This window comes from Microcoleus sp. w2-18bC1 (genome assembly GCF_036700365.1).
In the GTDB taxonomy this organism is placed as follows: Bacteria; Cyanobacteriota; Cyanobacteriia; order Cyanobacteriales; family Microcoleaceae; genus Microcoleus.
This window is the reverse complement of record NZ_JAUBOS010000082.1, coordinates 1-24373: the sequence shown is the minus strand read 5'-3', so window position 1 is coordinate 24373 and position 24373 is coordinate 1. Positions and strand designations below refer to the sequence as shown.

22 protein-coding genes and 1 pseudogene are annotated in these 24373 nt (G+C 45.8%); 11 read left to right on the top strand and 12 right to left on the bottom strand.

The window, feature by feature from the left end; genetic code table 11:
* From QT979_RS25920 to QT979_RS25905, 4 genes are all read left to right on the top strand, one after another.
* Positions 1-183 (top strand): hypothetical protein (locus tag QT979_RS25920; protein WP_333210582.1); only part of this gene is annotated, 183 nt, incomplete at its 5' end.
* A 194-nt stretch (positions 184-377) separates the two neighbouring features.
* Positions 378-1634 (top strand): ABC transporter substrate-binding protein, encoded by a 1257-nt coding sequence (locus QT979_RS25915; protein WP_333312096.1) that lies wholly within the window; start codon positions 378-380, stop codon positions 1632-1634.
* A 283-nt stretch (positions 1635-1917) separates the two neighbouring features.
* On the top strand, positions 1918-2868 hold the full coding sequence (locus QT979_RS25910; RefSeq protein WP_333215050.1) for a branched-chain amino acid ABC transporter permease: 951 nt from the start codon (positions 1918-1920) through the stop codon (positions 2866-2868).
* A 204-nt stretch (positions 2869-3072) separates the two neighbouring features.
* Positions 3073-4008, top strand: a complete 936-nt coding sequence (locus QT979_RS25905; RefSeq protein ID WP_333215052.1) for a branched-chain amino acid ABC transporter permease — start codon at positions 3073-3075, stop codon at positions 4006-4008.
* A 116-nt stretch (positions 4009-4124) separates the two neighbouring features.
* Here QT979_RS25905 and QT979_RS25900 read toward each other — a convergent pair whose 3' ends face one another.
* The 5 genes and pseudogenes from QT979_RS25900 to rppA form a co-directional block, all read right to left on the bottom strand.
* Complete coding sequence (locus QT979_RS25900) at positions 4125-5996, bottom strand: serine/threonine-protein kinase (protein ID WP_333215054.1); 1872 nt, start codon at positions 5994-5996, stop codon at positions 4125-4127.
* 196 nt (positions 5997-6192) lie between these two features.
* Positions 6193-7073: pseudogene (locus QT979_RS25895) on the bottom strand (aldo/keto reductase).
* 497 nt (positions 7074-7570) lie between these two features.
* Complete coding sequence (locus QT979_RS25890) at positions 7571-8122, bottom strand: DUF3124 domain-containing protein (protein ID WP_333312095.1); 552 nt, start codon at positions 8120-8122, stop codon at positions 7571-7573.
* A gap of 85 nt (positions 8123-8207) precedes the next feature.
* Complete coding sequence (locus tag QT979_RS25885) at positions 8208-9440, bottom strand: HAMP domain-containing sensor histidine kinase (RefSeq protein WP_333312094.1); 1233 nt, start codon at positions 9438-9440, stop codon at positions 8208-8210.
* 66 nt (positions 9441-9506) lie between these two features.
* The gene (gene rppA / locus QT979_RS25880) at positions 9507-10184 is read right to left on the bottom strand and encodes a two-component system response regulator RppA (protein ID WP_333312093.1); all 678 of its coding nucleotides are present in this window, start codon (positions 10182-10184) and stop codon (positions 9507-9509) included.
* A gap of 157 nt (positions 10185-10341) precedes the next feature.
* On the opposite strand from rppA, the gene QT979_RS25875 reads away from it, so the two are divergent.
* Complete coding sequence (locus QT979_RS25875; protein WP_333312092.1) at positions 10342-10719, top strand: hypothetical protein; 378 nt, start codon at positions 10342-10344, stop codon at positions 10717-10719.
* A 132-nt stretch (positions 10720-10851) separates the two neighbouring features.
* Here the strand turns inward: QT979_RS25875 and QT979_RS25870 are convergent, their stop codons facing one another.
* Complete coding sequence (locus QT979_RS25870) at positions 10852-11256, bottom strand: BON domain-containing protein (protein WP_333232955.1); 405 nt, start codon at positions 11254-11256, stop codon at positions 10852-10854.
* Positions 11257-11600: 344 nt separating this feature from the next.
* On the opposite strand from QT979_RS25870, the gene QT979_RS25865 reads away from it, so the two are divergent.
* The 3 genes from QT979_RS25865 to QT979_RS25855 all read left to right on the top strand — a co-directional run bounded on the left by QT979_RS25865 (position 11601) and on the right by QT979_RS25855 (position 17006).
* Positions 11601-14315, top strand: coding sequence for an HAD-IC family P-type ATPase (locus QT979_RS25865; protein WP_333312091.1), 2715 nt, complete (start codon positions 11601-11603; stop codon positions 14313-14315).
* Between the two features lie 81 nt (positions 14316-14396).
* The gene (locus QT979_RS25860; RefSeq protein WP_333215067.1) at positions 14397-14924 is read left to right on the top strand and encodes a hypothetical protein; all 528 of its coding nucleotides are present in this window, start codon (positions 14397-14399) and stop codon (positions 14922-14924) included.
* 450 nt (positions 14925-15374) lie between these two features.
* The gene (locus QT979_RS25855) at positions 15375-17006 is read left to right on the top strand and encodes a sodium:proton antiporter (RefSeq protein WP_333312090.1); all 1632 of its coding nucleotides are present in this window, start codon (positions 15375-15377) and stop codon (positions 17004-17006) included.
* On the opposite strand, the gene QT979_RS25850 is transcribed toward QT979_RS25855, so the two are convergent.
* From QT979_RS25850 to QT979_RS25840, 3 genes are all read right to left on the bottom strand, one after another.
* Entirely contained in the window at positions 16963-17679 is a 717-nt protein-coding gene (locus QT979_RS25850) for a TrkA family potassium uptake protein (RefSeq protein WP_333215071.1), read from the bottom strand. The two genes, QT979_RS25855 and QT979_RS25850, sit on opposite strands and share 44 nt — an antisense overlap.
* A 209-nt stretch (positions 17680-17888) precedes the next feature.
* The gene (gene gatC / locus QT979_RS25845) at positions 17889-18170 is read right to left on the bottom strand and encodes an Asp-tRNA(Asn)/Glu-tRNA(Gln) amidotransferase subunit GatC (RefSeq protein WP_006635952.1); all 282 of its coding nucleotides are present in this window, start codon (positions 18168-18170) and stop codon (positions 17889-17891) included.
* A 134-nt stretch (positions 18171-18304) separates the two neighbouring features.
* Positions 18305-18826, bottom strand: coding sequence for a photosystem I assembly protein Ycf3 (locus tag QT979_RS25840; RefSeq protein WP_333039118.1), 522 nt, complete (start codon positions 18824-18826; stop codon positions 18305-18307).
* A 770-nt stretch (positions 18827-19596) separates the two neighbouring features.
* Here QT979_RS25840 and QT979_RS25835 point away from each other — a divergent pair.
* Positions 19597-20913 carry a hypothetical protein gene (locus QT979_RS25835; protein ID WP_333312089.1) on the top strand — a complete coding sequence of 439 codons (1317 nt, stop codon included), beginning with the start codon at positions 19597-19599 and terminating at the stop codon, positions 20911-20913.
* A 193-nt stretch (positions 20914-21106) separates the two neighbouring features.
* Here QT979_RS25835 and QT979_RS25830 read toward each other — a convergent pair whose 3' ends face one another.
* Genes QT979_RS25830 through QT979_RS25820 form a run of 3 tightly spaced genes read right to left on the bottom strand, consistent with a single transcriptional unit; the run spans position 21107 to position 22823 of the window.
* On the bottom strand, positions 21107-21331 hold the full coding sequence (locus QT979_RS25830; protein WP_015174403.1) for a hypothetical protein: 225 nt from the start codon (positions 21329-21331) through the stop codon (positions 21107-21109).
* 49 nt (positions 21332-21380) lie between these two features.
* Positions 21381-21638: a hypothetical protein gene (locus tag QT979_RS25825; protein WP_333312088.1), complete on the bottom strand. Its 258-nt coding sequence runs from the start codon at positions 21636-21638 to the stop codon at positions 21381-21383.
* A 9-nt stretch (positions 21639-21647) separates the two neighbouring features.
* Complete coding sequence (locus tag QT979_RS25820) at positions 21648-22823, bottom strand: SpoIID/LytB domain-containing protein (RefSeq protein ID WP_333312087.1); 1176 nt, start codon at positions 22821-22823, stop codon at positions 21648-21650.
* Between the two features lie 264 nt (positions 22824-23087).
* Between QT979_RS25820 and QT979_RS25815 the strand changes: the two genes are divergently transcribed.
* Together QT979_RS25815 and QT979_RS25810 are read left to right on the top strand one after the other, a co-directional pair.
* Positions 23088-24020: a ribonuclease Z gene (locus QT979_RS25815; protein WP_333288192.1), complete on the top strand. Its 933-nt coding sequence runs from the start codon at positions 23088-23090 to the stop codon at positions 24018-24020.
* A 160-nt stretch (positions 24021-24180) separates the two neighbouring features.
* On the top strand, positions 24181-24373 hold a 193-nt coding region (locus tag QT979_RS25810; protein WP_333312086.1), incomplete at its 3' end, for a hypothetical protein.

Here is a 24373-nt window from a genome sequence, read left to right as displayed (position 1 = left end):
TTTACTCTCTATCTTGATTTTTTTGACGAGGTTAATAGTGCTTTAAGCTTTCAAACTATTCTTTTTTCTAGGTTCAGTTTTTTACCTTTAGTTCGTGGTTCAGTGAACCGCTTCCCTTCTGGCGCTTTATTAATGTATCAACTCTCCCCAGAGTTGTCAAGCGTTTTGCGAAAATATTTTTGACTTTTTTTTAAGCCTATACACACCAAGGGTTTCGGCTATCAAGTCGCTCTCCGACCTCCGCTGGCTGACTCCTCTTTTAACTATGGGGTCTTTTTTTTGGGCAAGATTGGACTTTTGAAGGGACGATCTACCGCGCATGGGTAGAATATCTCTACGTGTAGATGTCCTATATATAGATGTTCGATCGCCCGCTTATGAAAAAACCTGCCGCTCGCCCTAGTGCCTTATTCATTACCTGCGCTTCACTGCTGATCGCTTGCACTCAGACGAACACTCCCCAGACATCGACTACAGTATCTCCAGGTACTTCGCCATCTCCGGCAACTTCGCCACAGGGTTCGGCCGCGGGGAACTCTACCGCTATTCCCGTTGGGGTTGGGGTGGCGCAAACTAGCAATGTGGCTTTACTGGGTCAGGAACAGGTGGCTGGCGCGAAAATTGCTGAGAAGTATTTCAACGATAAGGGCGGTGTGGATGGGACGCCGATTAAACTGGTGTTCCAAGATACCGGTGGAGATGAACAGGGGACGATCAATGCCTTCAATACTCTGATCAATCAGGATAAGGTGGTGGGTATTGTGGGCCCGACCCTCTCGCAGCAGGCTTTTAGTGCCGATCCGATCGCCGATCGAGCAAAAGTTCCCGTACTCGGCCCCTCCAATACCGCTAAAGGCATTCCCCAGATTGGCGATTACGTGGCCCGAGTCTCCGCGCCTGTGGCCGTGGTAGCACCTAATGCAGTTAAAGCTGCACTGAAGCAAAATCCCAATATTAAGAAAGTAGCAGTGTTTTTTGCTCAGAATGATGCTTTTAGCAAATCTGAGACTGAAACTTTTCAGACAACGGTTAAAGATATGGGGCTGGAATTGGCAACAGTCCAAAAATTCTTGACTACTGATACAGATTTCCAATCTCAAGCCACTAATGGGATAAATGTCAAGCCGGATTTAATCATTATTTCTGGGTTGGCCGCCGATGGAGGCAATTTAATTAAGCAGTTGCGGGAGTTAGGCTACAAAGGCGTTATCATTGGGGGCAACGGTCTGAATACTTCTAATGTATTTCCTGTTTGCAAGGCTCTTTGCGATGGGGTTTTGATAGCCCAAGCCTACAGCCCGGAATATCAGAATGAGATTAATAAGGCTTTTCGTGATGCTTATCGCGCTCAATTTAAGAAAGAACCGCCTCAGTTTAGCGCTCAAGCTTTTACTGGTGTACAAGTTTTTGTTGAGTCATTAAAGGCAATTAATGCTAAGTCTAAGGTTAGCGAAAAGCCATTGGCAGAGTTGCGTACAAATTTGAATCAGCAGTTGTTGGGTGGCCAGTACGATACGCCTTTGGGGGAAATTTCTTTTACGCCTGAAGGTGAGATTAATCAGAAAGAGTTTTATGTGGCAAAGATAAAAATGGAGGCGGATGGCAATAATGGTAAGTTTGAGTTTTTGAAATGAAGGCACGACACGGATTTTGACACGGATACACAGATGAGTTATTGAGTGTGAGTCTGAAGTCACCCCCCCTGCCCCCCAAGGGGGAAGTCAGAAGTCAGATTAAAAATTGGACGTTGCTGATTCACGGTATGAATCAACTTTTCGCTTGATGTTACAAAACTCACCCTACTTGGCTTCTAGCAATTACGAAATCTTGAATTCATACCTGTATTCGGCAAGGTCAAAAATTGTATGCTATTTGTTTTTGAATGATTTAATGTTGATGCCGAATCTCTAACTGGTGATGGACTTAACTCTGTTTTTGCAACAATTTTTGAATGGTTTGTCGATCGGCAGCGTGTATGCTATTTTTGCCCTGGGATACACGCTGGTCTTTTCTATTTTGGGAATTATTAATTTTGCTCACGGTGCAGTATTTACTTTGGGTGCTTATTTCACCTATGCGCTGATGGGAGGTACTTTCGGTTTTAATGGGTTGTGGGCTAATGCTCGAATTCCCCTGCAGTTGCCTTTTGCTGTGGCGTTAATTTTGGGAAGTGTCATGGCTGGTTTGGTAGGAGTAATTGTTGAACGAATTGCTTTTTTGCCTTTGCGCCGCCGACTCTCTGATCCTCTGCTGACGGTGGTTTCTAGTTTGGGTGTGGCAGTTGCGATCGCCAATATTATCCAATATCTTGTCGGGGCGGAAATTTACACTTTTCCTGCTAACACTTACGGCTATTTGCCCGCTGCCATTAACTTTGGGACTGCGGATAAACCAATTCCGATTCGTACTGTTCAAATAGTAATTTTTGCGGTATCTGTAGCTATTGTAGCTGTCTTAACTTACTTAATAAATTTTACTAAATTTGGCAAAGCAATGCAGGCTGTGGCTGAAGATGCTACTACTTCTAGTCTGTTGGGTATTGATACTGATAGATACATTGTTTTGACGTTTTTTGTGAGCAGTTTTCTGGCTGGTTTGGCGGGGAGTTTGGTGGGTTCTAGTGTTAGTATTGCTGGGCCGTATTTTGGTATTGCTTTTGGTTTGAAGGGTTTGGCGGTGATTGTGCTGGGTGGGCTGGGGAGTATTCCTGGGGCGGTTTTGGGTGGGTTTATCATTGGTTTGGTGGAGGCTTTTGTGCCGGGAGATTTTTCGGCTTATAAGGATGCTGTTGCTTTTGCCATATTGTTTATTATGCTATTAGTTAGACCGCAGGGTTTGTTTGGACGGCGTTTGATTCAAAAAGTGTAAAATAGATAATTAGGTGATTAAAATTGGGGCAACCACGGGGGGACTGCCCCTACAGAAACTAATTATATCGGAATGATTTAACCGCAGAGGACGCAGAGAACGCAGAGAACGCAGAGAAAGAGAAGAGAGAAATGAATGATTATGATGGGACTGAATTTGAGATGAAGTTGGTATTTAAGTATGTTTCTTATTTAAAATAAAATCATGGCTGCATTTTTTACTACTTATGGGTTTCTGATTGTCTCGATGTTGTTGGGTGCAATGTTGGGAATGTCGCTATATTTGCCTCTAATGACTGGTCAGTTGTCTCTCGCTAGCCCTGGTTTTTATGCGTTGGGTGGGTATATTGCGGCGATTTTGTCTACGACGGTGTTTAAGCCGACAGGGGGTTTATTTCCACTGCCATTGTTGTTATTGGAGATGATAATTGCAGGGGCTGTTTCGGGGTTGCTGGGGATTGTGGTGGGAATTCCGGCGCTGCGGTTAAGCGGGATTTATTTGGCGATCGCAACTATTGCTTTTGTGGAAATTTTGCGGGTTTTATCGCTGAATCTGGACATCACTGGCGGGGCTGTGGGCATTTTTGGGATTCCGCAACCGTTTGCGACGCCGATCGAGTATTTGTGGATTGTACTACCTTTACTGTTGGTAAGTATGGCAATTGTCTATCGGCTGGAACGGATTCGGGTGGGGCGGGCTTTTGCCGCGATCCGCGCTGATGAGTTGGCGGCTGATGCGATCGGCATTAACCCAACTTTTTATAAGGTTTTGGCTTTCACGTTAGGTGCTGTTTTAGCTGGGGTTGTGGGTGCAGTTAGCGCTCATTTCCTGAATACTTGGAACGCCCGTCAAGGTACTTTTGATGCTAGTATTATTTACTTGACTTCTGTGTTGATTGGTGGTAGCCGAACGTTTCTGGGAGCAGTTTTGGGTGGGATGGTGTTTACTGCTTTGCCGGAGGTTTTGAGGGGAATGGCGACTATTCAGGGATTGCCGCTTTGGTTGGCACAATTTCTGCGGGATGGACGGTTAATTATTTTTGGGTTGCTAATTGTTTTGGGGACGATATTTTTTCCGCAAGGTTTGGTGACGCCGGAGTTGTTGAAGAGGTGGAGGAAGGGCGATCGTACTTCTGTTTAAAATTCATAAATCATCTGGAGTTAGGGAAAAAATCCCGCGCCATAAAACTTTTTATACAAAATTATTAGTCAATAAAGACAAAAATCCTTACTAAAAACGCTTTTGATTGCGGGTAATTAAACAAACATGGTATTCTGCCAAATCTTAATAGTTTTGTCACTGCTGCCGCTAGCCATAAACTCTCCTTCCGGGCTAAAATTAACAGAATAGACCGAGTTATTATGACCCGCAATATTACAAATTTCTTGACCGTCTTTCACTCGCCAAATCTTCAGAGTTTGATTGCTGCTGCTAGCCAGAATCTCGCCATCGGGACTAAAAGCAATAGAATCAACATACCAAGAATGTCCTGTGATCGTTAAAACTTCTTGCCAATCTTTGACCCACCAAATTTTAATGGTATTGTCATGGCTGCCGCTAGCCAAAAACTCTCCATTTGGACTGAAAGCTATGCAGCGAACGGAGTCTGTATGACCTGTAAGTGTGCGAATTAGCTTCCCATCTTTAACTCGCCAAATTTTGACGGTTCTGTCCCAACTGCAACTAGCAATAGTTTCGCCATCAGGGCTAAAAGCAACAAAATAAACTAAATTAGTGTGACCCACAAGGGTGCGAACTTCTTGCCCGTCTTTGACGCGCCAAATCTTGATTGTTTTGTCCCAACTGCTGCTAGCAATCAGAGTTCCATCTGGACTGAAAGCTGCGCCGTAAACTGAGTTACTGTGACCAATCAGGGTGCGGATTCCTTGTCCATCTTTCATCCGCCAAAGTTTTACTGTTTTGTCTTGGCTGCTACTGGCTAGCATTAGTCCGTCCGGGCTGAAAGCTACTGTATAAACTGAGTTAGCGTGTCCTGTGAGGGTGACAATTTCTTGCCCGTCTTCAACTCCCCACAGCTTGATTGTTTTGTCATCGCTGCCGCTGGCTACAACTTCTCCGTTGGGGCTAAAAGCCACAGAGTAAATTAAGTTTTTATGACCTGTGAGGGTGTGAATACATTGCCAGTTATAGGTTTGCTGTTGGGACTGGGCAGGTGTTGGGGCGGGTTTGACTGGCTTGGTAATTGTTTGAGGAATTGCTAGATCGATCGCAAATTGGGGATTAACTTCTTTTAATACTTCAACAGCCGTTTGATAGCGGCGGTTAGTAGCATTTTCAATCATTTTGTCTAAAATTTTCCCTAGTTGTTCACTTACCGGGTTGTTAGCCAAATACTGTCGCCATATCCAGGTATCTTCACCAGGATCGAACAGGTCAAAAGGGGAAACTTGAGTTAGCAAATACAAACAAGTTACGCCTAAACTGTACAAATCGCTGGTAAAAAATGCTTTCCCTCTAGCTTGTTCGGGGGCAATGTATTCGGGGCTGCCGATGCTGGTTCCTGTTTTGAGTAATGCTGTACCTGTAGCAATTTTGGCGGCGCCAAAGTCTACTAGAACTAATTGTTTGTCGGCGCGGCGGATGATGTTTCCGGGTTTGATGTCTCGGTGAATAACGTTGTGGGAATGGATGAAGTGAAGGACGGGTAATAAGCTATTGAGTAAGTCTTGAATTTGATTTTCTGTAAATCTGCCTTCTGTTTCTAAAATTTGTGCTAAATTTTGCCCGTCGATAAATTCTTGGACTACATATTGTCTGCTGTCTTGGATGGAATAGGCTAATAGTTCGGGAATTTGGGGGTGTTTGCCCAATTCGTCTAATCGCATTGCTTCTTGTTCAAAAAGTTCGGCTGCTTTTTTGCTGTTGCGATTGCTTGCGGAGGGGATGAGTTGGGTTTCTGGGGGTAAAAATTGTTTGATGACGCAGCGAGGTTTTGAGGGTTTATCTTCGTCAACGGCGAGGAATGTTCTACCAAAACCGCCTTGTCCGATCGCCTTTATAGCCCGGTAGCGATCGCGCAGCAGCAGTTTTGAACGGCAATTTCGACAAATTTTAGCGGCAGGAGGGTTTTGTGGCTTGGAACAGTTGGGATTTAGGCAGTAACTCATTCGATTTTAGATTTTGGATTTTAGATTTTGGATTTTAACTTTTTGAATATTTCCACAGCGCAGTAAATATTATACCTCTTGCACAAGTCACACTCCTATCGACTTGTAGGGTGCGTCAGACGAATTTCTAGGATGATTATCTAGGATGTATGTTCTGACGCACCTTACTATATATGCCAGTTGCGTCAGTTCTGTTTTAGAAGTTCCACATAACGGGGTTATCGTCTAAATGATCGGTGACTGTTCGCCCGATCGCATCAATCTCTTTTAATTCCTCTTCACTCAATTTTACCTCAGCAGCTTTAGCATTTTCGGCTGCTTGTTCCCCGTCGCGCGCGCCGACAATTGCATTTGTTTGTGGCTGGGAAATCAACCAAGCTAAAGCTAAGTTGCCCAAGCTTATCTGGTGGCGATCGGCAATTGGCCTGAGTTGACTTAATGCTGTTTGCACTCGGTCGTAATTTTCTTTGATGAACAGCTTATTTTTGGCGCGGTGGTCGCCTTCTTCAAACTTGTGTTCTGGCCCGAATTTACCTGTCAATATTCCTTGAGCTAGAGATGAATAGGCAATGATTGAGATATGATTGTCCACACAATAGGACATAGCATCTTTTTCTACCCAGCGCCAAAACAGAGAATATGGCGGTTGCAAGCTGTCGATGCGTCCGTATTGGGCGGCTTCTTCTATTTGGGCGCGGGAAAAGTTTGAAACGCCGATCGCGCGAATTTTTCCCTGTTCTTTTAACTTGTTCAGGGCGTCCATTGTGTCTGCAATTGGCACTAATTCGGAATTCCAAGTGCCAGCGGGCAAGTGGATTTGTAAAGGTCGATATAATCGGTGTTGAGGTTTTTTAGCGATCGATCGCAGGCTTCGATTACCAACTCGGGTTTCAGGTGGTTGGCGAAAACTTTGCTAGCATAAACTACTTGCGATCGCACATCTGAAAGCGCTTGACCGATAATTTGTTCCGAATGCCCTTCTCCATAAACCTCAGCCGTATCAAAGGTGGTAATACCTGCCTCAAAAGCGGCGCGCATTGCTTTGACAGTTTCAGCATCCTCAATTCCCACCCACATCCGCTTCCCAGCTTGCCAAGTCCCCATAATTATCGGGGTAATCTGAATTTGTGATGTTCCCAATTGTCGCTTTTGCATACCCTAAGTCCTCATTTATATTTTTAGTATTCACCCTCAAGCTGTCTAATCTTAACAGAAAAAAGTTGGGTAGTCATGCACAGTAATGCTATCGTTTTATTTTGCAATAAAGAGTGACGTATAAAGTTAAAAATTAAAAAGGGGAGAATCTCACTTTTGCAGCTAAGGATCGCGAATTAAATAACTTACAATTTTAATTGTTATTGTGGGATGGGCGTCCCGCCCGTCACTCTTTCAAGAGTGGAAGTTATTTAATTCTCATTCCTAAGCTAGAAATTGGAGTTAGGAGTCAGGAGCCAGTAGGAAAAAATTCAGAAGCAAGAAGGAAGAAGCCAGAAGAAGTATTTTTACAAATATGAGATGCTCCCCTTATGGTAGTCTAAAACTACTTTGTAAAGCAATAATTTAATGCTCTAAAATCACTTCTGCATTTTGTGTTGCTTGAGAACTTTAGCGGGACTGATAAATGAAATGCCCTGAGAAGAAGAGGTACTAATCATGACAGCTTCAATGACAGGCTCATAAACCGTTTTTTCTGCAACCCACTCCACAATAAAGTTTGCACCTGAGCCTCCACTTGTATCATCTGCTGCAATGAAAAAGTCTGTAGAAGCAAGCGGCTTGAGTTCTACTGGACTCTTAATGTCCTGCCTAATCAATTTCCCCTCACTATCGTAGTAACGCACCGAAGTAATAATAATTGAATTCGTCAGATCCGTATTGCGGATACTGAGGGTCGCTGACAAATTCATGACTTGATCCTGGCTATTGTAGTGATAAATATGTGAGTAAATAGGGACATATACGGTTTGTCCCATCACAACTTTTGTTTGATCTAACGGGACTGCTCTCAGTGAGGTTTCACGTTTTGTATCAGGTTGTTGCCTTTGTGAGGTAGTTTGGTCTGAACAAGAACTCAGGACGATCGCCCCTAGCGCCCAACCAACCCAGAAATCATGTTTCAACTTCATCGGCATTCATCCAAATACACCACATACATTGCAGTTACGTCTAAAGCAGAAAGCAGAGTGCACCTTCTCTCTCGTTTGAGGCGGCTTAGTGATAAGGTTTGAGTGGCAGTTCAACCTGGAAAGTTGAGCCTTTGCCCACTGCACTTGTCACCTGTATTTGTCCGCTGTGTGCCTTGACAATTTGTTCGACGATCGCTAACCCCAGCCCAAAGCCTCCACTCTCCTGCGAGCGATCGGTGTCTACTCGATAGAAGCGATCGAAAATATAGGGTAAGTCCGCTTCTGGAATACCGATTCCCGTATCGATTATCTGAATGACTGCCAAATTGGAATGAAGAACTAGGCGTATCTGTATAGTTCCGCCAACGGGAGTATATTTACAGGCATTGTAAAGCAAGTTTTCGACTACTTGCCGTAGCAAATCAGGATCAGCCAATAATTCAATCCGTTGTTCCGGTGATTCGCAGGTTAGTTTGATATTTTGGACTTCTGCAAGTGCGAGAAACTGGGTTGCTAAATTGCTGAGGAACTCGTTGAGATTGATTAACCTGAGCGATTCCGGCGCAAGTTGCCCCTGATGACGAGCCAACAGCAGTAAATTATTCACGAGCGCTCCCATTGATTTTGCGCTATCTACAATGTTTTCTAAGGGAGGATGGTAACGTGAATCATCACCCGCGATCAGCAACCCAAGCTGGGCATTAGTGAGAATGGCAGACAGGGGCGATCGCAACTCGTGAGAGGCATCGGCTGTAAAGCGCTGAAGCTGCTGATAGGCTTGCCGAATCGGTTGCATCGCCAGCCCGCTGAGAAACCAACCTGTGAGGGCAATTAAGCCCAGTGTCAGCGGGACAGCGAGAGTTAGCACAATCTGAAGCTCAGTGAGCCTGTTTTGAGTTTCTGTCAAAGGAGTTGCAACCTGAAGATAACCGAGTACCCCAGTTCTACCTTCAACGGGTAATGTCACCTGACGCAGCCAGATTCCTGTTCCCAAAAGTGGATCGGTCGATCGAACTGTGAGATAACCAAAGGGCGTATTTAATTGCTCTAATGAAGGAGTCCCAAAAAAACGAACTAACCGCCTTTGTGCGTTATACCAGCGTACATAAATCAGATCTTCTGCAAGGGGATGAGACCCACTGCCTAACAAGGAGACATGACTCAGATCGACCTGGCTCTGGTTTTTGCGAACTTCATAATGTACGCTGGCAGCCATGACTCTAGTCTTGTCATAGAGCAGTCGATCAAGTGCCTCCAATTTATCTTTTACCTCAATCTGGTAAATCACCCCTGCAAACAGCACGAGAATGCTTCCCATTGAGAGGGTGAACCAACGAGCCAGATTACGACGACTTTGATTGAACACGGCTTGCCTTTACGATCGTTACTTTTCAGGGGAAGTGAGGCGATAACCCATACCGTAAATGCTCTCAATCCAGTCTGTGGCACCTACAGCCTGCAAGCGTTGGCGGAGTTTGCGAATTAGAACCGCGATCGCATTGCTCTCTGGTTCAGTCCCCCATTCCCACACGGCTTGTTGAATCTGATTCCGAGTCAAAACCTGTCGAGGATGACGCATAAAATACTCCAACAACTGAAACTCTCGACTGGAGAGGGAAACGGTTGCACCTTGTCGCTCAACAGTCAGAGTATCGAGGTGGAGGTGTAGCTCCTCAAGGCTGAGCGTATCTCCTTGCCAAAGGGGCGATCGCCGTCTTAATGCCCGCACTCGTGCCATGAATTCAACCAAATCGATCGGTTTCACCAGGTAATCATCTGCACCTGCGTCTAACCCGGTCACTTTTTCAGGCGTGGTATCTCTTGCCGTGATCATCAAAATCGGCGCTGTTTTCCCTGCCGCTCGATATTGACGACAGAGATTGACCCCACTGATATGTGGCAACATCCAGTCCAAAATCAACAAATCATATTCTTTTTCTGATAACAGCCACTGTGCCGTCTCTCCATCTTTTACCCCATCCACGCTATGTCCTGCTTGAGCCAGCACTGTTTGAAGTGGCATCAGTTGCTTTGGGTCATCTTCCACCAGCAAAACTCTCATATCTCGGCTCGTCTCCTTCGCAGCTTGCAGTTTTCAGAATTATTAGAGTTTCAGGTGATTCGCGCATCTTCTTTAAGCTAGATTTTAGGAGAGATCAAGTTCTATTAAAGTGCCAATAGATAGTATTAGCCTCCGAAGGGATGGGAAAGAATAGCGGATGATTAGACGTTGGCTAAAAGCATCAGGTGCAGAGTTTTGGTTGCCATTGCCATTTGTGGCGATCGCGTTTTGGGTTGGTTCCAGTTTCCTAATGGCTCAAGAATTACAACAACCCCAGATAGTAAAGAATAAACTTCAGGCAGATACCCAGCTTAAAGCAACGGTGTCTGTCAATATATTGCTGATCAACGCGGTGATTAACCGAAAACAAGGAACCACCCAGGTTGCGGTAGAAACAGCAGAACCCATTTTGAAGCGATTGGAATTAGAATTGCCAATGACTGACGCAACCCAGATAGAGGCAGCGGTCGCGCAAGAACTACAGTTATCGCGTCAAAATGTTCGCCAGTTAGTCCGTTACGAAATCGTTGAATAAGTTTATTGTTTCAATATTGCGATCGCATCCAGCCAAATAAGGTTGTTAAATTTATAAGTTTCCTCGCTGCGATCGAGCAATTCCTCAAGCAGCAAGAAGCGTCCAATACTCTTGCTGCTTGAGGATTAAAAACTACTGAGTAACGATTTCGTTATTGATGGAAACATTCGCTGCAGTTTGCCGAGCAATTTGTTCTGCCAATGCTTTTTGTTCTGCCGTTTGAACGCGCCCTGTTAACACAATCGAATTATCCCGATCGTCTGCGTCCAAATCGAATTGCTTGAGGGTACTATCGGAGTCTAAAGCCTCTTCTACGCGATCGGCAATATCGTCAATGTCTTGATTCTGAGGCGTCTGTGCGGTCGTGGTTGCAGGCGCTGGAGTGGTTGGAACAGTCGTATTTCCAGTGGCAGTTGTGGGAGCAGAAGTAGATGGAACAGTTGTCTGCGAAGTATTAGGGGAGGTGCAAGCACCTAAACCCAAAATTGCAACAGTGCTGACGCTGATTCCTTGCACCAATAGCTTTAATAATTGCATATTCTTTGTTTGTTTTGTTTGTTGTGAAACGCAATTTTGCCGATAAAACTCAGGATGAAGTCTTTGAGCATTTCAACTTAACCAGTGAATGTAAAAGAGTTCATCTATCAAAAGTAATGTTTTTGAGAAGCCTATTAATAAAAGGCAACAATAAATCAAATCCAGTGAACTAAGGTTGGCAAATCTATAAGTTATCTTAATCGGTTCTCTGCCTAAGTATAGGGAGCAAATGTGATCCAAATGTGAGTAACAGAAATTAGTCGCTCACTTTTCCCTCACTTTCATCAATGACGCTAGAAATAAGACGAAATAATAAATAAGCAGTTGGCTTGACCAGAAACGTTATGACTGCAACCAATGTAGAAAAATTAGTAGAACACTCTTGGCATCACCTCTCTGTCGAGAAAGTGGCTCGGATTTTAGAGACTGATCTGGAAATAGGTCTATCTTCTGAGGTGTCAGCCGAACGGCGCGAGATCCTCGGCCCCAATCAACTAACGGCTCAGAAGCAGCAAAGTGCCTGGTTGCGATTTTTTCAGCAACTGAATCAGCCGCTAATCTACATTTTGTTAGCTGCTGGGATAGTAACAGCATTTCTGAAAGAGTGGATTGATTCAGGGGTAATTTTTGGGGTTGCTCTGACGAATGCCACCATTGGTTTCGTTCAAGAGTCAAAGGCAGAGAATGCGATCGCCGCTTTAGCAAAATCTGTTGCAACTGAGGCAACCATTCTCCGCCACGGTCAAAAGCAAGTGGTTTCATCCAGTGAACTGGTTCCTGGCGATCTCGTCTTGCTGTCTTCTGGGGATAAAGTGTCTGCGGATCTGCGACTGATCGAAGTCCGTGACTTACAGGTTGATGAATCAGCGTTAACGGGAGAATCTGTCCCGGTTCAGAAGCAATCCCAGGCGCTAGAGGCAGACGCTGCACTGGCAGATCGCACGAACATGGCCTATACCGGCAGCCTGGTAACGTTTGGACAGGGACGCGGACTCGTCGTCAGCATCGGTGACATGACCGAGACGGGACACATTTCCCAACTCATGCAGCAAAGTACCACACTGGAAACCCCACTGAGTCGCAAAATTGACAAATTTAGCAAAACCTTGCTCTATGTCATTTTAGCTTTGGCTGCCTTCACCTTTGCAGCAGGCATTGCCCAGAGATTTTCTTGGGTTGAGGTGTTCAAGGCATCTGTGGCGCTTGCCGTCAGCGCAATTCCTGAAGGCTTACCCGCGATTTTAACGGTGACACTGGCGATCGGGGTTTCCCGGATGGCAAAGCAGCACGCCATTATTCGCAAACTTCCGGCAATTGAGACGCTGGGGAGTACCACCGTGATTTGTTCTGACAAAACCGGAACCTTGACTGAGAATCAAATGACAGTTCAAGAGATTGATGCCGGTGGAAAGCGATATCGGGTTAGCGGTGGAGGATATGCACCAGACGGGGAAATTTCTGTAAATGGACATTCCGTTGACCTGGCGATCGCACCTGCCTTATATGAATGCCTGCAAGCAGGACTGTTGTGCAACGATTCGCATCTAGAAGTGCAGGATGGAAACTGGACTGTAGTCGGTAGTCCAACCGAAGGGGCGCTGGTTGCGGTAGCCCAAAAAGCGGGGTTAATTACTGAGAAACTGGAGGAAGCGTTTTCCCGGCTCGATACACTGCCGTTTGAATCTCAGTTTCAATACATGGCAACCTTACATGACGATCGCCCAGAACGGTTGATTTATGTCAAGGGTTCGATTGAGGCAATTCTCAAACGGTGTCGCCAGATGCTCGATGAACAGGGAGAGGCGAGATCCCTCAACCCCGCGCCGATCGAGCAAACCGTGGACAGAATGGCAAAAAAAGGGTTACGAGTTCTGGCACTTGCTAAGAAAGTTGTACCCGCTTCTCAATCTTCAATTGACCATTCTGATATTGAGCAAGGGTTAACTTTTCTGGGGTTGCAAGGCATGATCGACCCGCCTCGCCCCGAAGCCATTCAAGCGATTCAAGCCTGTCGATCTGCAGGAATTCAGGTCAAGATGATTACGGGCGATCATGCCAAAACAGCAGCAGCGATCGCGCACCAAATGGGACTAAATCAAACCCAAGAGGCTCCCGTTTTTACCGGTCAAGAACTCGCTCAAATGAACCAGCAGCAATTCGCCAATGCTGTTGAACAAAGCTGCGTGTTTGCTCGTGTCGCACCAGAGCAAAAGCTCCGCATTGTCGAAGCACTTCAGTCTAAGGGCGAGATTGTGGCGATGACTGGAGATGGAGTTAACGATGCTCCCGCCCTGAAGCAAGCTGACATTGGGATAGCGATGGGTATTACAGGCACCGAAGTTACAAAAGAAGCAGCGGATATGCTGTTGACAAACGACAACTTTGCTTCGATCGAGAAAGCAGTTGAGGAAGGACGCACGGTTTATAAGAATCTGCTGCGGGCGATCGCCTTCATCCTGCCCGTGAATGGTGGAGAGTCCATGACCATCTTGATTGCCGTACTTCTGGCAACCCCACTACCCATTTTACCAGTACAAATTCTCTGGCTGAATATGGTCAGTTCAGTTGCATTGAGCTTACCGTTGGCATTTGAGCCGCCCTCTCCCAATGTCATGCAACAGCCACCTCGACCTGCCAATGAACCGCTTCTGTCTCGTAGGCTGACCGCTCGGATTCTGACAGTTTCGGTATTTAACTGGATTGTGATCTTTGGGATGTTTGAATGGATCGTCCAAACCACAGGTAATGAAGCTCTAGCCCGGACGATGGCAATTCAAGCATTGGTGGCGGCCGAAGCTTTTTACCTATTAAGCATCAGTCGCTTCGTTCCGGCGATCGTCGCCAAACTACGCGGTAAAGATGAATCAGTTGGCTATGCGGTAGCGATCGGCATTGCGGCTATTTTCATTCTCCAATTCCTGTTTAGCCAATGGGGCATTATGAATCAGTTATTCGACACTCAAGCTTTGACCGCAATCCAAGGCTTAATTTGTATCGGATTCGGACTGCCCATGATTCCTTTGTCAGCTTTGCTAAAGCGTTTTGCACCTCTGAACTAAGTGGTTTTTCTGATGCGGCTATTGCCAGCAACTTTACACACTATTTACCAAATTTGTAGCGTTGAATATTAAATATTTCTCATGAATTACCAAAACCTCAAACGTGCTAGCGGTCTATTTACTAATCATCGAAACGCAGAGCAGGCGCTAGTTGAGCTAAAAAGCCGGGGCTTCCCCATGCACAAGATTTCAGTGATTGCTAAACCTTCTGACCATGATGATTTGGACTCTTTGGGAGTGCAGCAAATTTTAATCACAAGAGCAACAGGTGCACAAGTAGGCGCGATCTTAGGCAGCATAGGACTAGGTTCATTAGCGTTAATTGTTGGACTCAGCAGCCTGCTAATTCCCGGTATTGGTCAGGCATTAGCGCTGGAAAGCCTTTTAGCAACTTTCGTTGGAAGTGGGATTGCTGCAACTGCTGGCGGTCTATATGGCGCACTTCAAGGATGGTTGGTGCCAGAAGAACAAGCAAGAATTTACAACGGCAGATTTAACCAGGGAGATTATTTGATCGTCATGGAGGCAAGAGAAAATGAGATCGTGATTGCTGAACCTGTCCTTAAACGTTGGGAGATTCTGACGTGGCGTGTCTGTGATGCTACCTAAATTCAAGGTCAGAAAGGAGGATTACCTTCGAGGAATTTAGTCCCGCGAAATAGAACGTCTAAAACCACTTAAAAATTTGACGGTCGATGATTTTGGGCGATCGCTCTCTTACTCCTGACATACGGATCGACAACTTCCAGTACCCGCCGATTCGGCAACCGCGATCGGGTCGGCAACACTTCAGAAGAGACTGTTAAAAAAAATTAAAAACCAGCACAATTAAGAGCAATTAGCATCCTGTAAGGGTTGGGAAATCATCCATATCTACCAAAAAAATTGCACTTTAAAAACGATCAGATCGCCGAGGCCACCCATAAATCTCGTTTCAGCTTCTTCAGCATTCATCCAAATACACCACATAAATTGCAGTTACGCCTACAACAGAGTGAACCGTCTCCTGTAGACTAAAACGGTAGTTAATCTGTTAATTTCTTTGAGGAAAACGAGTTTATGGGAGGAGTATCGGTGATAGAGTCGATTGTAGCGCAACAAACTCCCTTGGGCAGCGAGCCTGCTACAAATAGCCAAACGGCAGGAGTCATTCCTGAATTGGTCATCATCTTGATCATTCTCCTGCTGATTGCCACTGTTGTGGCACTCGTAACTCAACGGTTGCGAATTCCCTATGTAACGGGCTTAGTGTTAGCAGGCTTGCCGATTACGGAGGTTTTGTCGCGTCGAATTGGTTTAGACCCATCTTTAGTATTAAATCTTTTTCTACCCATTCTTATTTTTGAAGCATCTATCAATACGGATATCAGCCGTCTCCGCAGTACCTTTAAGCCGATCGCGCTGCTGGCGGGTCCAGGCTCGATCTTTTCCTCAGCAATTATCGCTATTCTGGTTAAATTTGGGCTAGGACTAGACTGGATTCCGGCGTTGCTGATCGGAGTCATTCTAGCAAACACTGATACCGTCTCGATGATCGCGGTTTTTAAGGAGATCCGTGTGCCTTCTCGATTGTCCACCATTGTTGAGGGAGAAACTCTGTTCAATGATGCGGCTGCTCTAATTTCATTTAATTTGCTTTTGGTAATTTATGCGACAGGCTCTCTCACCCCTATACAAGGCTTGAAGGAGCTGCTCGTGGTTGCTTTAGGTGGGGCAGTGGTCGGGGGTGTTTTAGGTTATTTGAGCGTGCCGATATTTGTTCGCTTAAACGATCCGTTGAGTAGCCTTTTGCTAACCGTCGCTCTAGCATTGGGAACCTTCCAAATCGGACAATTTTTAGGCGTATCGGGCGCAGTGGCGGTGGTCATCACCGGACTTGTTTTTGGCAACATTGGGCTGCCTCGCAGTTCGTCTGCCTCGGATCGGATTACCTTGCTGAGTTTCTGGGAATACGCTGGTTTTGGCGTCAATACGTTTATTTTCCTGCTGATTGGGATTGAAATTAACCCGCTAACGCTGTGGAGAATTTTGCCATCCATTTTATTCGTCATTCTGGCCTATCAACTGGGACGAATTCTCTCGGTCTATTTGTTCTTAGCGGGGCTGCGCTGGTTCGATCGCCCCATTCCGCTACGCTGGCAGCACATTTTGGTTTTAGGGAATATTAAAGGGTCTCTATCAATGGCCTTAGCTGTTGCCATTCCCTTGACCCTACCAGGACGGGATAACATCATTGCCCTGGTGTTCGGTGCAGTTTTATTCTCCTTGGTCGGACAGGGATTAAGTTTACCGTGGATGGTAAAACGACTAAAAATTAGCCGTGTTTCTGATGTAATGCAGGAAACTGGGCAGTTACAGATTCAGTTGATCGCTTCCAAAGCGGCTCAAGATGAGCTAGATAGTTTGCTGAAATCTGGCGTGTTGCCCAAGGCAGTTTACGAGGAGTTATGGGCATCGTATCAAGCACGAATAGCACAGTCTGAGCGAGTGCTGCGCGATCTCTACAATCAACATCGAGCAGGGCAACTAGAGGGCGATCGCAGCGGGCTAGATACGATTCGACGGCGATTGCTTTTAGCAGAAAAAGGAGCCGTTAGCGATGCCCTCCGCAAGCGAATTGTCCCAGAGGATCTGGTTCATCCTTACATCAAAGATTTGGATGAGAAACTTCTAACGTTGGCAGATGACTAGCCCGAATGCCGAGGTAATCAATCATCTGGTGAACTAGCTCTGGACGGGTGACGACCAAGATAGTAGAGCCTGCTTCAAGAACTGTATTGCCGTTCGGAATCTCCAGATTGGCGCAGGCATGGCATTGATAACCAATAATCAGCGAACCTGTTGGAAAACGAGGGTCTTGAGCAATTTGAGCAACAGTGCGACCTGCCACCTTGCAATCGCCTGGAACTGGCAGCTTTAGTACCTCGACTTGCCCGTGTTCAAAGTGCATCATAGACTCGATTTGGGGGTATTCAATCGCATTCGCCATTGATGCAACTGCCAAATCAATAGTGCTGATGATGTGACTGGCTCCGGCAAGTCGATAGGCTTCCATGAATTCGCGATCGCGCATTCGCACCACAATATGGGAAATGCCATAGCTTCTGGATAGGGTGATCAGCGCTAAATTCAGTGCATCGTCCCTGAGTGCAGCAACGACGGCGTTTGCTTGTTTAATTCCGGCTTCCAGAAGCACCGTTGTGCTCACGGCACTGCCTTCAAATGCCATCACTCCGATTTTTTCTCGAGCAAAGCGACAGGCCAGCGGGTCGGCATCGATGATTGCAACCGTATGACCGACTTTTAATAACTGCTGGGCTAAACCTAGCCCCATCATTCCTGCTCCACCAATTAATACGTACATGACTATTTGTCACCCCAAAAATTAACTTTACAGAGCGATCGCTATTAGCGATCTTGTGTTGGGTTTCTATCAGTTTAATCGGCTTGTGGGGTGGCTTATACCGGGCTTACTTATTACCTGTTCCACAGTTAATTTAATCTGTTTTTGGGGTAGGCATTGCTAGCCTGCCCCTCAAGGGATGTTCCTCAGTTAAGTGCGTAGCGGGAACGCTACATAATCTTAGGCACTTTAAAAAACTCCCCATCGCGATCGGGAGCTCCCTCCAAAATACTTTCTCCCTTAGCAAAAGGTTGCAAATCGTCTGATCGCATTACATTACTAACATCGATCGCCCGCGTTGTCGGCTGCACCTTACTTGTATCTAGTTCACTCAATTGCTCGAAATAATCCAAAATACCGTTAAGTTGACCAGTAAACTGCTCTTCTTCTTCCGGCGTTAATTCCAATCTCGCTAAATTCGCGACTTTCCGAACTTCTTCTCTGTCTATCATAAAAATTGGGAATGGGGAATTGGGAATGGGAAATTGGGAATGGGGAATTGGGCATAGGGAATTGGTTATTTGTTATTAGAGAAACGACTAACTACCAACTATTAACCACTAACTATGCCCCATGCCCATCCTAGTTAAAAATACACATCAATTTGCGATCGACCTGTCGTCTTCAGCCAATTTTGTACCTCAATGTAATTGTTCGGGGCCAAGCGAATAGCCTCCTTCCAATAATCTGCAGCTTTATCAAACAGCCCTTCCGCCCCTTCAATATTGCCAGCTTCCTTTTCCTTTTCCCCTTGATAGTGGTAAATTACAGCAATATTATTTAGTGCTTGTGGCATTCTCGGATTTAGATCCAAAGCCTCGCTGTAATATTCCAAAGCTTTATCATGTTCGCCGTTGCTAGTATGGATCAGTCCCATATTGTACAAGACATAACTGCGATCGTAAGGATCTTCCTCCAGCTTCAGCGCTTCATGATAATTATCCAGCGCTTCAGCATATTCGCCATCTGCTTGAGCTGACATACCATCCCGGTAATAAGCAAAAGCTTCCTTCGCCTGCTTTTTGGCTGGCATAATCTTGAGGATGATATCAGCCATTACCGTGAAACTTTTGTCAATAAAGTTATCGTTGCGTTGAGTTCTTGGCATATGCGATTCTTTGGTTAGTGGCTAATCCGAAAAATTAGCCTGTAAAGTTTTCCTATTAATAATTGCGCCACTGTTGTAGTGGGCCGTTGTGTTGAGAGCGCTAAAAGGTTTAGTCGATCGCAAGTGCGAACCTTAAAACACGCCCTTGGGTTTAACACCCGCGCAAGCTCTATCTATTTTATATAAGTCTTGCAAGACTGGCAAAAAAACTAGATTTCTTTAACATATCTCTGGCACTCTACACAAAACTTACAAAAACCCGCGCCGAAGGGAAAAGTTCTGCTGGAGGGTGGAGGGGCAATCCTCTCCTCTTCGATGGCTTACCTTCGGATTGCTTTGGTAACGCCAACGGGCGATCGCACATTGTACCTTACTAACTGTACCCATAATCCCGCTCCTTGGCCCTCAGAGCAAACAACCAAATACCCTGCCTAGGAGAAATTCCATCACAAAGTTTTATGAAGCTATCCGAGTTTAGCCCATACTTAAAAGCTATTCGGCAAAACACTAGCAATATTTTGCCCCAAAGTCAATCGATTTTAGATTTTAGATTTTAGATTTTAGCATTGACCCCACGGATAAATTCGGGGGGCAAGTTTCTCGGATACAGGTTTTTTATTTCTGGACGAATGAATCCGGGGGCTTGTATCCTGGATGCTTGATTGTCAAGGGCAGCCTCAAAAAAAATCAGAAACCCGATCGCCAAAACCAGCTCGAATTCCCGCAATATATAATAAAAATAACCGGGTAATTTTCACAGAGAGAAACCTATGGCTCCGAATCCCACCATTATGCAAGCCGTCGAACAACTTGGCTACCGCGTTACGGTTGGAGACGTGGCGGCAAAAGCTGGATTAGATGTCAATTTTGCCCAGCGAGAACTATTAACCCTCGCCTCCGAAGCAGGCGGCAACCTGCAAGTAGCAGAATCCGGCGACATCGCCTACCTATTTCCCAAGAACTTTCGAGATATTTTGCGAAACAAATTCTGGCGCTTGCAGTTGCAGGAATGGTGGCAAAAAATCTGGCGCATTTTATTTTATCTGATTCGGATATCTTTCGGCATAGTGCTGGTAGCTTCCATCCTCTTAATTTTTGTTGCTATCACGATTTTACTCTCCAGCGGCGATAGCAATAACAGCGGCGGCGGAGGAGGAGACGGTGGTGGAGGGGGCGGCAGAGGCGGTGGCTTTTCCTTTTTTCCCTACTTCTGGAATGACCTAATCTGGATATTTTACTGGAACCATGACCAACCATACTACCAGCAGCGATCGCGCTTAACTGGCCAAAAACCCGAGATGAGTTTTCTGGAAGCAGTTTTCTCCTTTCTCTTTGGAGACGGCAATCCCAATCACAATCTAGAAGAGCGCAAGTGGAGCGATATTGCCGCCGCAATTCGCAACAACCGAGGCGCCGTCGCCGCCGAACAAATTGCTCCATATCTAGACAATCTCGGACAAGGATACACCCGAGACTACGAAGAATATATGTTACCGGCTCTCGCCCGTTTTGACGGCCGCCCGGAAGTCAGTCCCGAAGGGCAAATAGTCTACCATTTTCCGCAATTGCAAACCACAGCCACCGATAGAAATTCTGAACCAGTAGCAGCTTATTTGCGAGAAATGCTGTGGCGTTTCAGCAACGCCAGTTCCGGTCAAATTATGCTTGCAGCAGGGTTAGGAGCTGTTAATCTTGTGGGTGCATTAGTTTTGGGTAATCTATTAACTAATAATTTAATTGCCGGTGGATTTATCGGTTTCGTCAGCGCTGTTTATCCCATAATCCTGATTTATGGCGTCGGATTTCTCGCCATTCCTTTAATTCGCTACTTCTGGATTCAGTGGAAAAATAGCCGGATAGAATCCCGCAATCAAGAGCGTCAGCAGCGAGCAATGTTATTAAACGAACCCGATGCCAACTTACTCAAAAAACTGACCTACGCCCAGGAATTTGCAGCAGAAAACGTTCTGACTGGAGAAGACTTAGCTTATACAACAGAAACTGAATTAACCCAACAAGAACTAGAACAGTCAGCCAAAATAGATGCGGAATGGCAGCGCCGGATTGGTCGCTCGGACAACTTGTAATAATAATTTAAAAAGCAGTTCTTTGTTGTTAAGTTAGGTTGCACTAAAATCTTGCACCCTTTTCAATAATAGGCAGTATGCCTGTTCTACAATAAAATATTTTTGTTGGGGAACAGGCTTTGAGTTCGTTGCTAAGAATTATGAAAAATATCAATCTTTATGGATGTCAGAAGCTTTTCTAATTCGAGTTTTATTAAATAAGCTTAGGTCGTTTAAAAATCAAACAATTTTGGTCATACTTCGAGTCGTGATCCAGAGCCACAAGTTCCCATCCCTCCTCGCCCAAATGATTAACAAATAGATGCAGCGAGCCTTGTTTCCAATCTCGCTGTTCTTCACCGTTTACATATAAACTAATCAGCTTGTTTCCAAAAGGATACATATTCGCATCCACAAATAAATACTCCCACTTTTGCATAGCAATCCTTAATGTAGTTAGTCATTAGTCATTAGTCATTAGTCATTAGTCATTCCCAATTCCCAATACTTAAGCTACGGGGTTCCTGGCCTGCCACTACGCGGTTCCTGAGCGTAGTCAAAGGGCGGTACAAGTTCCCACTTTCCAATTCGCAATTCCCTGTATTCAGGACACGGAAGCCACGGATACAGAAATAGCTGTTTTTCCATTCTTCCTTCTTCCTTCTTCCTTCTTCCTTCCCCCTGACATCCGTTATATCCGTTACATCCGTGGAGCGAATCCGTTGCCGAACTTCTTCCTTGCCCATTCCCAGCAGTTACTGGACTGCAATTCTAGCCAAAGTAGCACCTCGGTAATAGTGCAACAAAATCTGCTGGTAGCCGTATCCCTGTCTGGCCAAATTATAGGCACCCCACTGGCTCATTCCTACAGCATGGCCGAAACCTTTACCAGCAACTTGAAAACCGGTAGGAGCTTGGCCGCTGTTCCTTGGGTTCCCACCGCCGGCATACTGAGGAATCACGGTAAACCGCGTACTCCTCAAATTTAAAACCCGGCGTAAATCTGCGCCAGTCATGACTCTAGAACCGCCATCTCCAACTACTTTCATCCTCAAAACGCTGCCGTGAGCGGTAGTGCGTTCTGGCTTCATCGAGATCACATTGCCCACGCCAGAAATCTTACTGCTGATTTGAGCGCGAGAAAAATTTTCTTTCCATTGGTAAACCGGCGCCCCTTGGTCAAAGTCAGGAACAGCACGCAGGTAAGGCAGAGGTTCTGTCCAAACATCCTCGACGTTTTCAGTATGTCCCCCAGACGCAGAGTGGAAGGCGGCTAAAATTATCTGACCGTTGTAGGCCAGAACTTGACCAGCGGTTGCATCGACTGCGGAATAAGTGCCAGAAGATTCTGTTTGCAATCCTTTGTAAACCTGGGAATACTGAGTGCTGTCCACGTCGTAAAGGTCGGTTTCGCTTTTGATTCGCTGGTGGATAGCGTAGGAACGGGCGGCGACTGCTTGGGCTTTCAAAGCCTCTTGAGGCCAATTGCCACTCATCTCGGCGCCGAGAACGCTGTAGAGATATTGTTCGATATCGACGTAGTTGATGGCAGTCAAGCCTCCTTTTTGGGGAACTAGAAGCGTGCGTCCCCGATACCAACGATCGCCAATCCAAACATAACCGTTCCCCGTGGGTTCGATCCAAACTTGGTTGGCAGCCCAGCGACCAATTGCCACTGTTCCCGATCGAAATTGAGCTGACTGAGAACTGTTTGCCGACAGTTCGCCCAAATTGCGCCCGCTACCATCGCGGATTGCAGCCTTAGTAGAACTGCCGACTTTTACCTGACTTGCCCCGTCTTGTACCGCCACTCGCAAGATCAGCGCGGCCTGTGCTGGGGCTACCATTGCCAGCCAAAACAACAGTGAAATCCAAAAGTAGCGTTTTTTTAATGTTGAAAAAACGGAACCAAAAAATACTCCTGACTGCATTTGAAAATTTTCCTCCTGTGCTGTATGAGTTTAAGAATTTTTAAGGGAAGGCAAGGGAAAAAGGAAGGGGAACGGAAGAAACAAAACGTTAGAATTGGGTGGATCGCTCTGTACGCTTGTCAAAAATGATTTTAGCGAAGAGATGTTCGCAGGAACAGCGATTTATCCCGGTTCCTGCCTGCGACTATTTCCTATATGTCGGATTTGTCGCACTCTGGATATATGTAACATATTTTTTAAGACTTAATTGAGGTGATTTGACTCTTGCAGATTACATTTCTCGGAACTAGCTCCGGCGTCCCCACGCGATCGCGCAACGTTTCCAGCATCGCCCTCCGCTTGCCCCAGCGAGCGGAACTCTGGCTGTTTGACTGCGGCGAAGGAACTCAGCACCAGTTTCTCCGCAGCGATCTCAAAGTCAGCCAACTGAGCCGCATTTTCATCACTCACCTGCACGGCGACCACATTTTCGGCTTAATGGGTTTGCTGGCTAGCTGCGGTTTGGCGGGGAATGTCAAGCGCATCGATCTTTACGGGCCTCCGGGACTTGAAGAATATTTGCAAGCTGGCGTTCGTTATTCTCAAACTCATTTTTCTTACCCGGTGAAGGTACACAAAATTCACGAGGGAGTTATCTATGAAGATGACGAATATATTGTTAGTTGTGGCCCTTTGAAGCACCGAGTTACTGCTTTTGGTTATCGAGTAACTGAGAAAGATCGTGCGGGACATTTTGATGTAGAAAAAGCGAAGGCCGCGGGCATTCCTTCCGGGCCAATTTACGGCGAGTTAAAACAAGGAAAGACGGTAAAGTTAGAGGATGGGCGACAGTTTAAAGGTACTGATTTTTGTGGCCCGGATCAAATCGGGCGCAAGTTTGTTTATTGTACAGACACGGTTTTTTGTGACGGGGCGGTGGAATTGGCGAAGGATGCTGATTTGTTGGTGCATGAAGCTACTTTTGCTCATCAAGATGCTCAAATGGCCTTCGATCGCCTCCATTCAACTTCGACAATGGCTGCTCAAGTGGCTTTGATTGCTGGGGCTAAACAGCTAATTATGACGCATTTTAGCCCGCGTTACGCTCCGGGGAATGCGATCGTCCTGGATGATTTGCTCAAGGAAGCGCAGGCTATTTTTCCGAATACGAAAATGGCCTATGACTTTTTGACTTACGAAGTTCCCAGGCCTGTTTAAAACGAGGGTTAATCTGGCCTGAGATGTGACAGCTTTTTCAATAAGGGCGATCGGGCGGGTTCTGGAACCCGTTCAAAACTTACTCATTGGCTGTGCTGTTTTGGAGTGGTTGAAATCTCAATGTCATGGTAAAATGTAAAAACTAATTCTATGGCGTTTTATGTCAAATCTTGAATTATTAGCCCAACTTCGGCAATTGTCTCGTCCTGAAAAGTTTGAAATGATGCTGTTTTTAATAGCAGAATTGGCGAAAGAAGAAGGAATTGTAATGGGTAATGTTAGAGTCGATAGGGGCATTTCTACCCCTACCTCTCTTTCAGAACCGGACATGAGACTTTCGCCTCATCCGGCTC

What these genes read in the sequence shown, in the direction of transcription:
- QT979_RS25915 (WP_333312096.1), top strand. Translation starts at nt 378, where the DNA reads ATGAAAAAACCTGCCGCTCGCCCTAGTGCCTTATTCATTACCTGCGCT.
- QT979_RS25835 (WP_333312089.1), top strand. Translation starts at nt 19,597, where the DNA reads ATGGCTCCGAATCCCACCATTATGCAAGCCGTCGAACAACTTGGCTAC.
- QT979_RS25850 (WP_333215071.1), bottom strand. Translation starts at nt 17,679, where the DNA reads ATGTACGTATTAATTGGTGGAGCAGGAATGATGGGGCTAGGTTTAGCC.
- QT979_RS25865 (WP_333312091.1), top strand. Translation starts at nt 11,601, where the DNA reads ATGACTGCAACCAATGTAGAAAAATTAGTAGAACACTCTTGGCATCAC.
- QT979_RS25900 (WP_333215054.1), bottom strand. Translation starts at nt 5,996, where the DNA reads ATGAGTTACTGCCTAAATCCCAACTGTTCCAAGCCACAAAACCCTCCT.
- QT979_RS25840 (WP_333039118.1), bottom strand. Translation starts at nt 18,826, where the DNA reads ATGCCAAGAACTCAACGCAACGATAACTTTATTGACAAAAGTTTCACG.
- rppA (WP_333312093.1), bottom strand. Translation starts at nt 10,184, where the DNA reads ATGAGAGTTTTGCTGGTGGAAGATGACCCAAAGCAACTGATGCCACTT.
- QT979_RS25890 (WP_333312095.1), bottom strand. Translation starts at nt 8,122, where the DNA reads ATGAAGTTGAAACATGATTTCTGGGTTGGTTGGGCGCTAGGGGCGATC.
- QT979_RS25855 (WP_333312090.1), top strand. Translation starts at nt 15,375, where the DNA reads ATGGGAGGAGTATCGGTGATAGAGTCGATTGTAGCGCAACAAACTCCC.
- QT979_RS25830 (WP_015174403.1), bottom strand. Translation starts at nt 21,331, where the DNA reads ATGCAAAAGTGGGAGTATTTATTTGTGGATGCGAATATGTATCCTTTT.
- QT979_RS25870 (WP_333232955.1), bottom strand. Translation starts at nt 11,256, where the DNA reads ATGCAATTATTAAAGCTATTGGTGCAAGGAATCAGCGTCAGCACTGTT.
- QT979_RS25825 (WP_333312088.1), bottom strand. Translation starts at nt 21,638, where the DNA reads ATGGGCAAGGAAGAAGTTCGGCAACGGATTCGCTCCACGGATGTAACG.
- gatC (WP_006635952.1), bottom strand. Translation starts at nt 18,170, where the DNA reads ATGATAGACAGAGAAGAAGTTCGGAAAGTCGCGAATTTAGCGAGATTG.
- QT979_RS25860 (WP_333215067.1), top strand. Translation starts at nt 14,397, where the DNA reads ATGAATTACCAAAACCTCAAACGTGCTAGCGGTCTATTTACTAATCAT.
- QT979_RS25910 (WP_333215050.1), top strand. Translation starts at nt 1,918, where the DNA reads ATGGACTTAACTCTGTTTTTGCAACAATTTTTGAATGGTTTGTCGATC.
- QT979_RS25820 (WP_333312087.1), bottom strand. Translation starts at nt 22,823, where the DNA reads ATGCAGTCAGGAGTATTTTTTGGTTCCGTTTTTTCAACATTAAAAAAA.
- QT979_RS25875 (WP_333312092.1), top strand. Translation starts at nt 10,342, where the DNA reads ATGATTAGACGTTGGCTAAAAGCATCAGGTGCAGAGTTTTGGTTGCCA.
- QT979_RS25885 (WP_333312094.1), bottom strand. Translation starts at nt 9,440, where the DNA reads ATGGGAAGCATTCTCGTGCTGTTTGCAGGGGTGATTTACCAGATTGAG.
- QT979_RS25905 (WP_333215052.1), top strand. Translation starts at nt 3,073, where the DNA reads ATGGCTGCATTTTTTACTACTTATGGGTTTCTGATTGTCTCGATGTTG.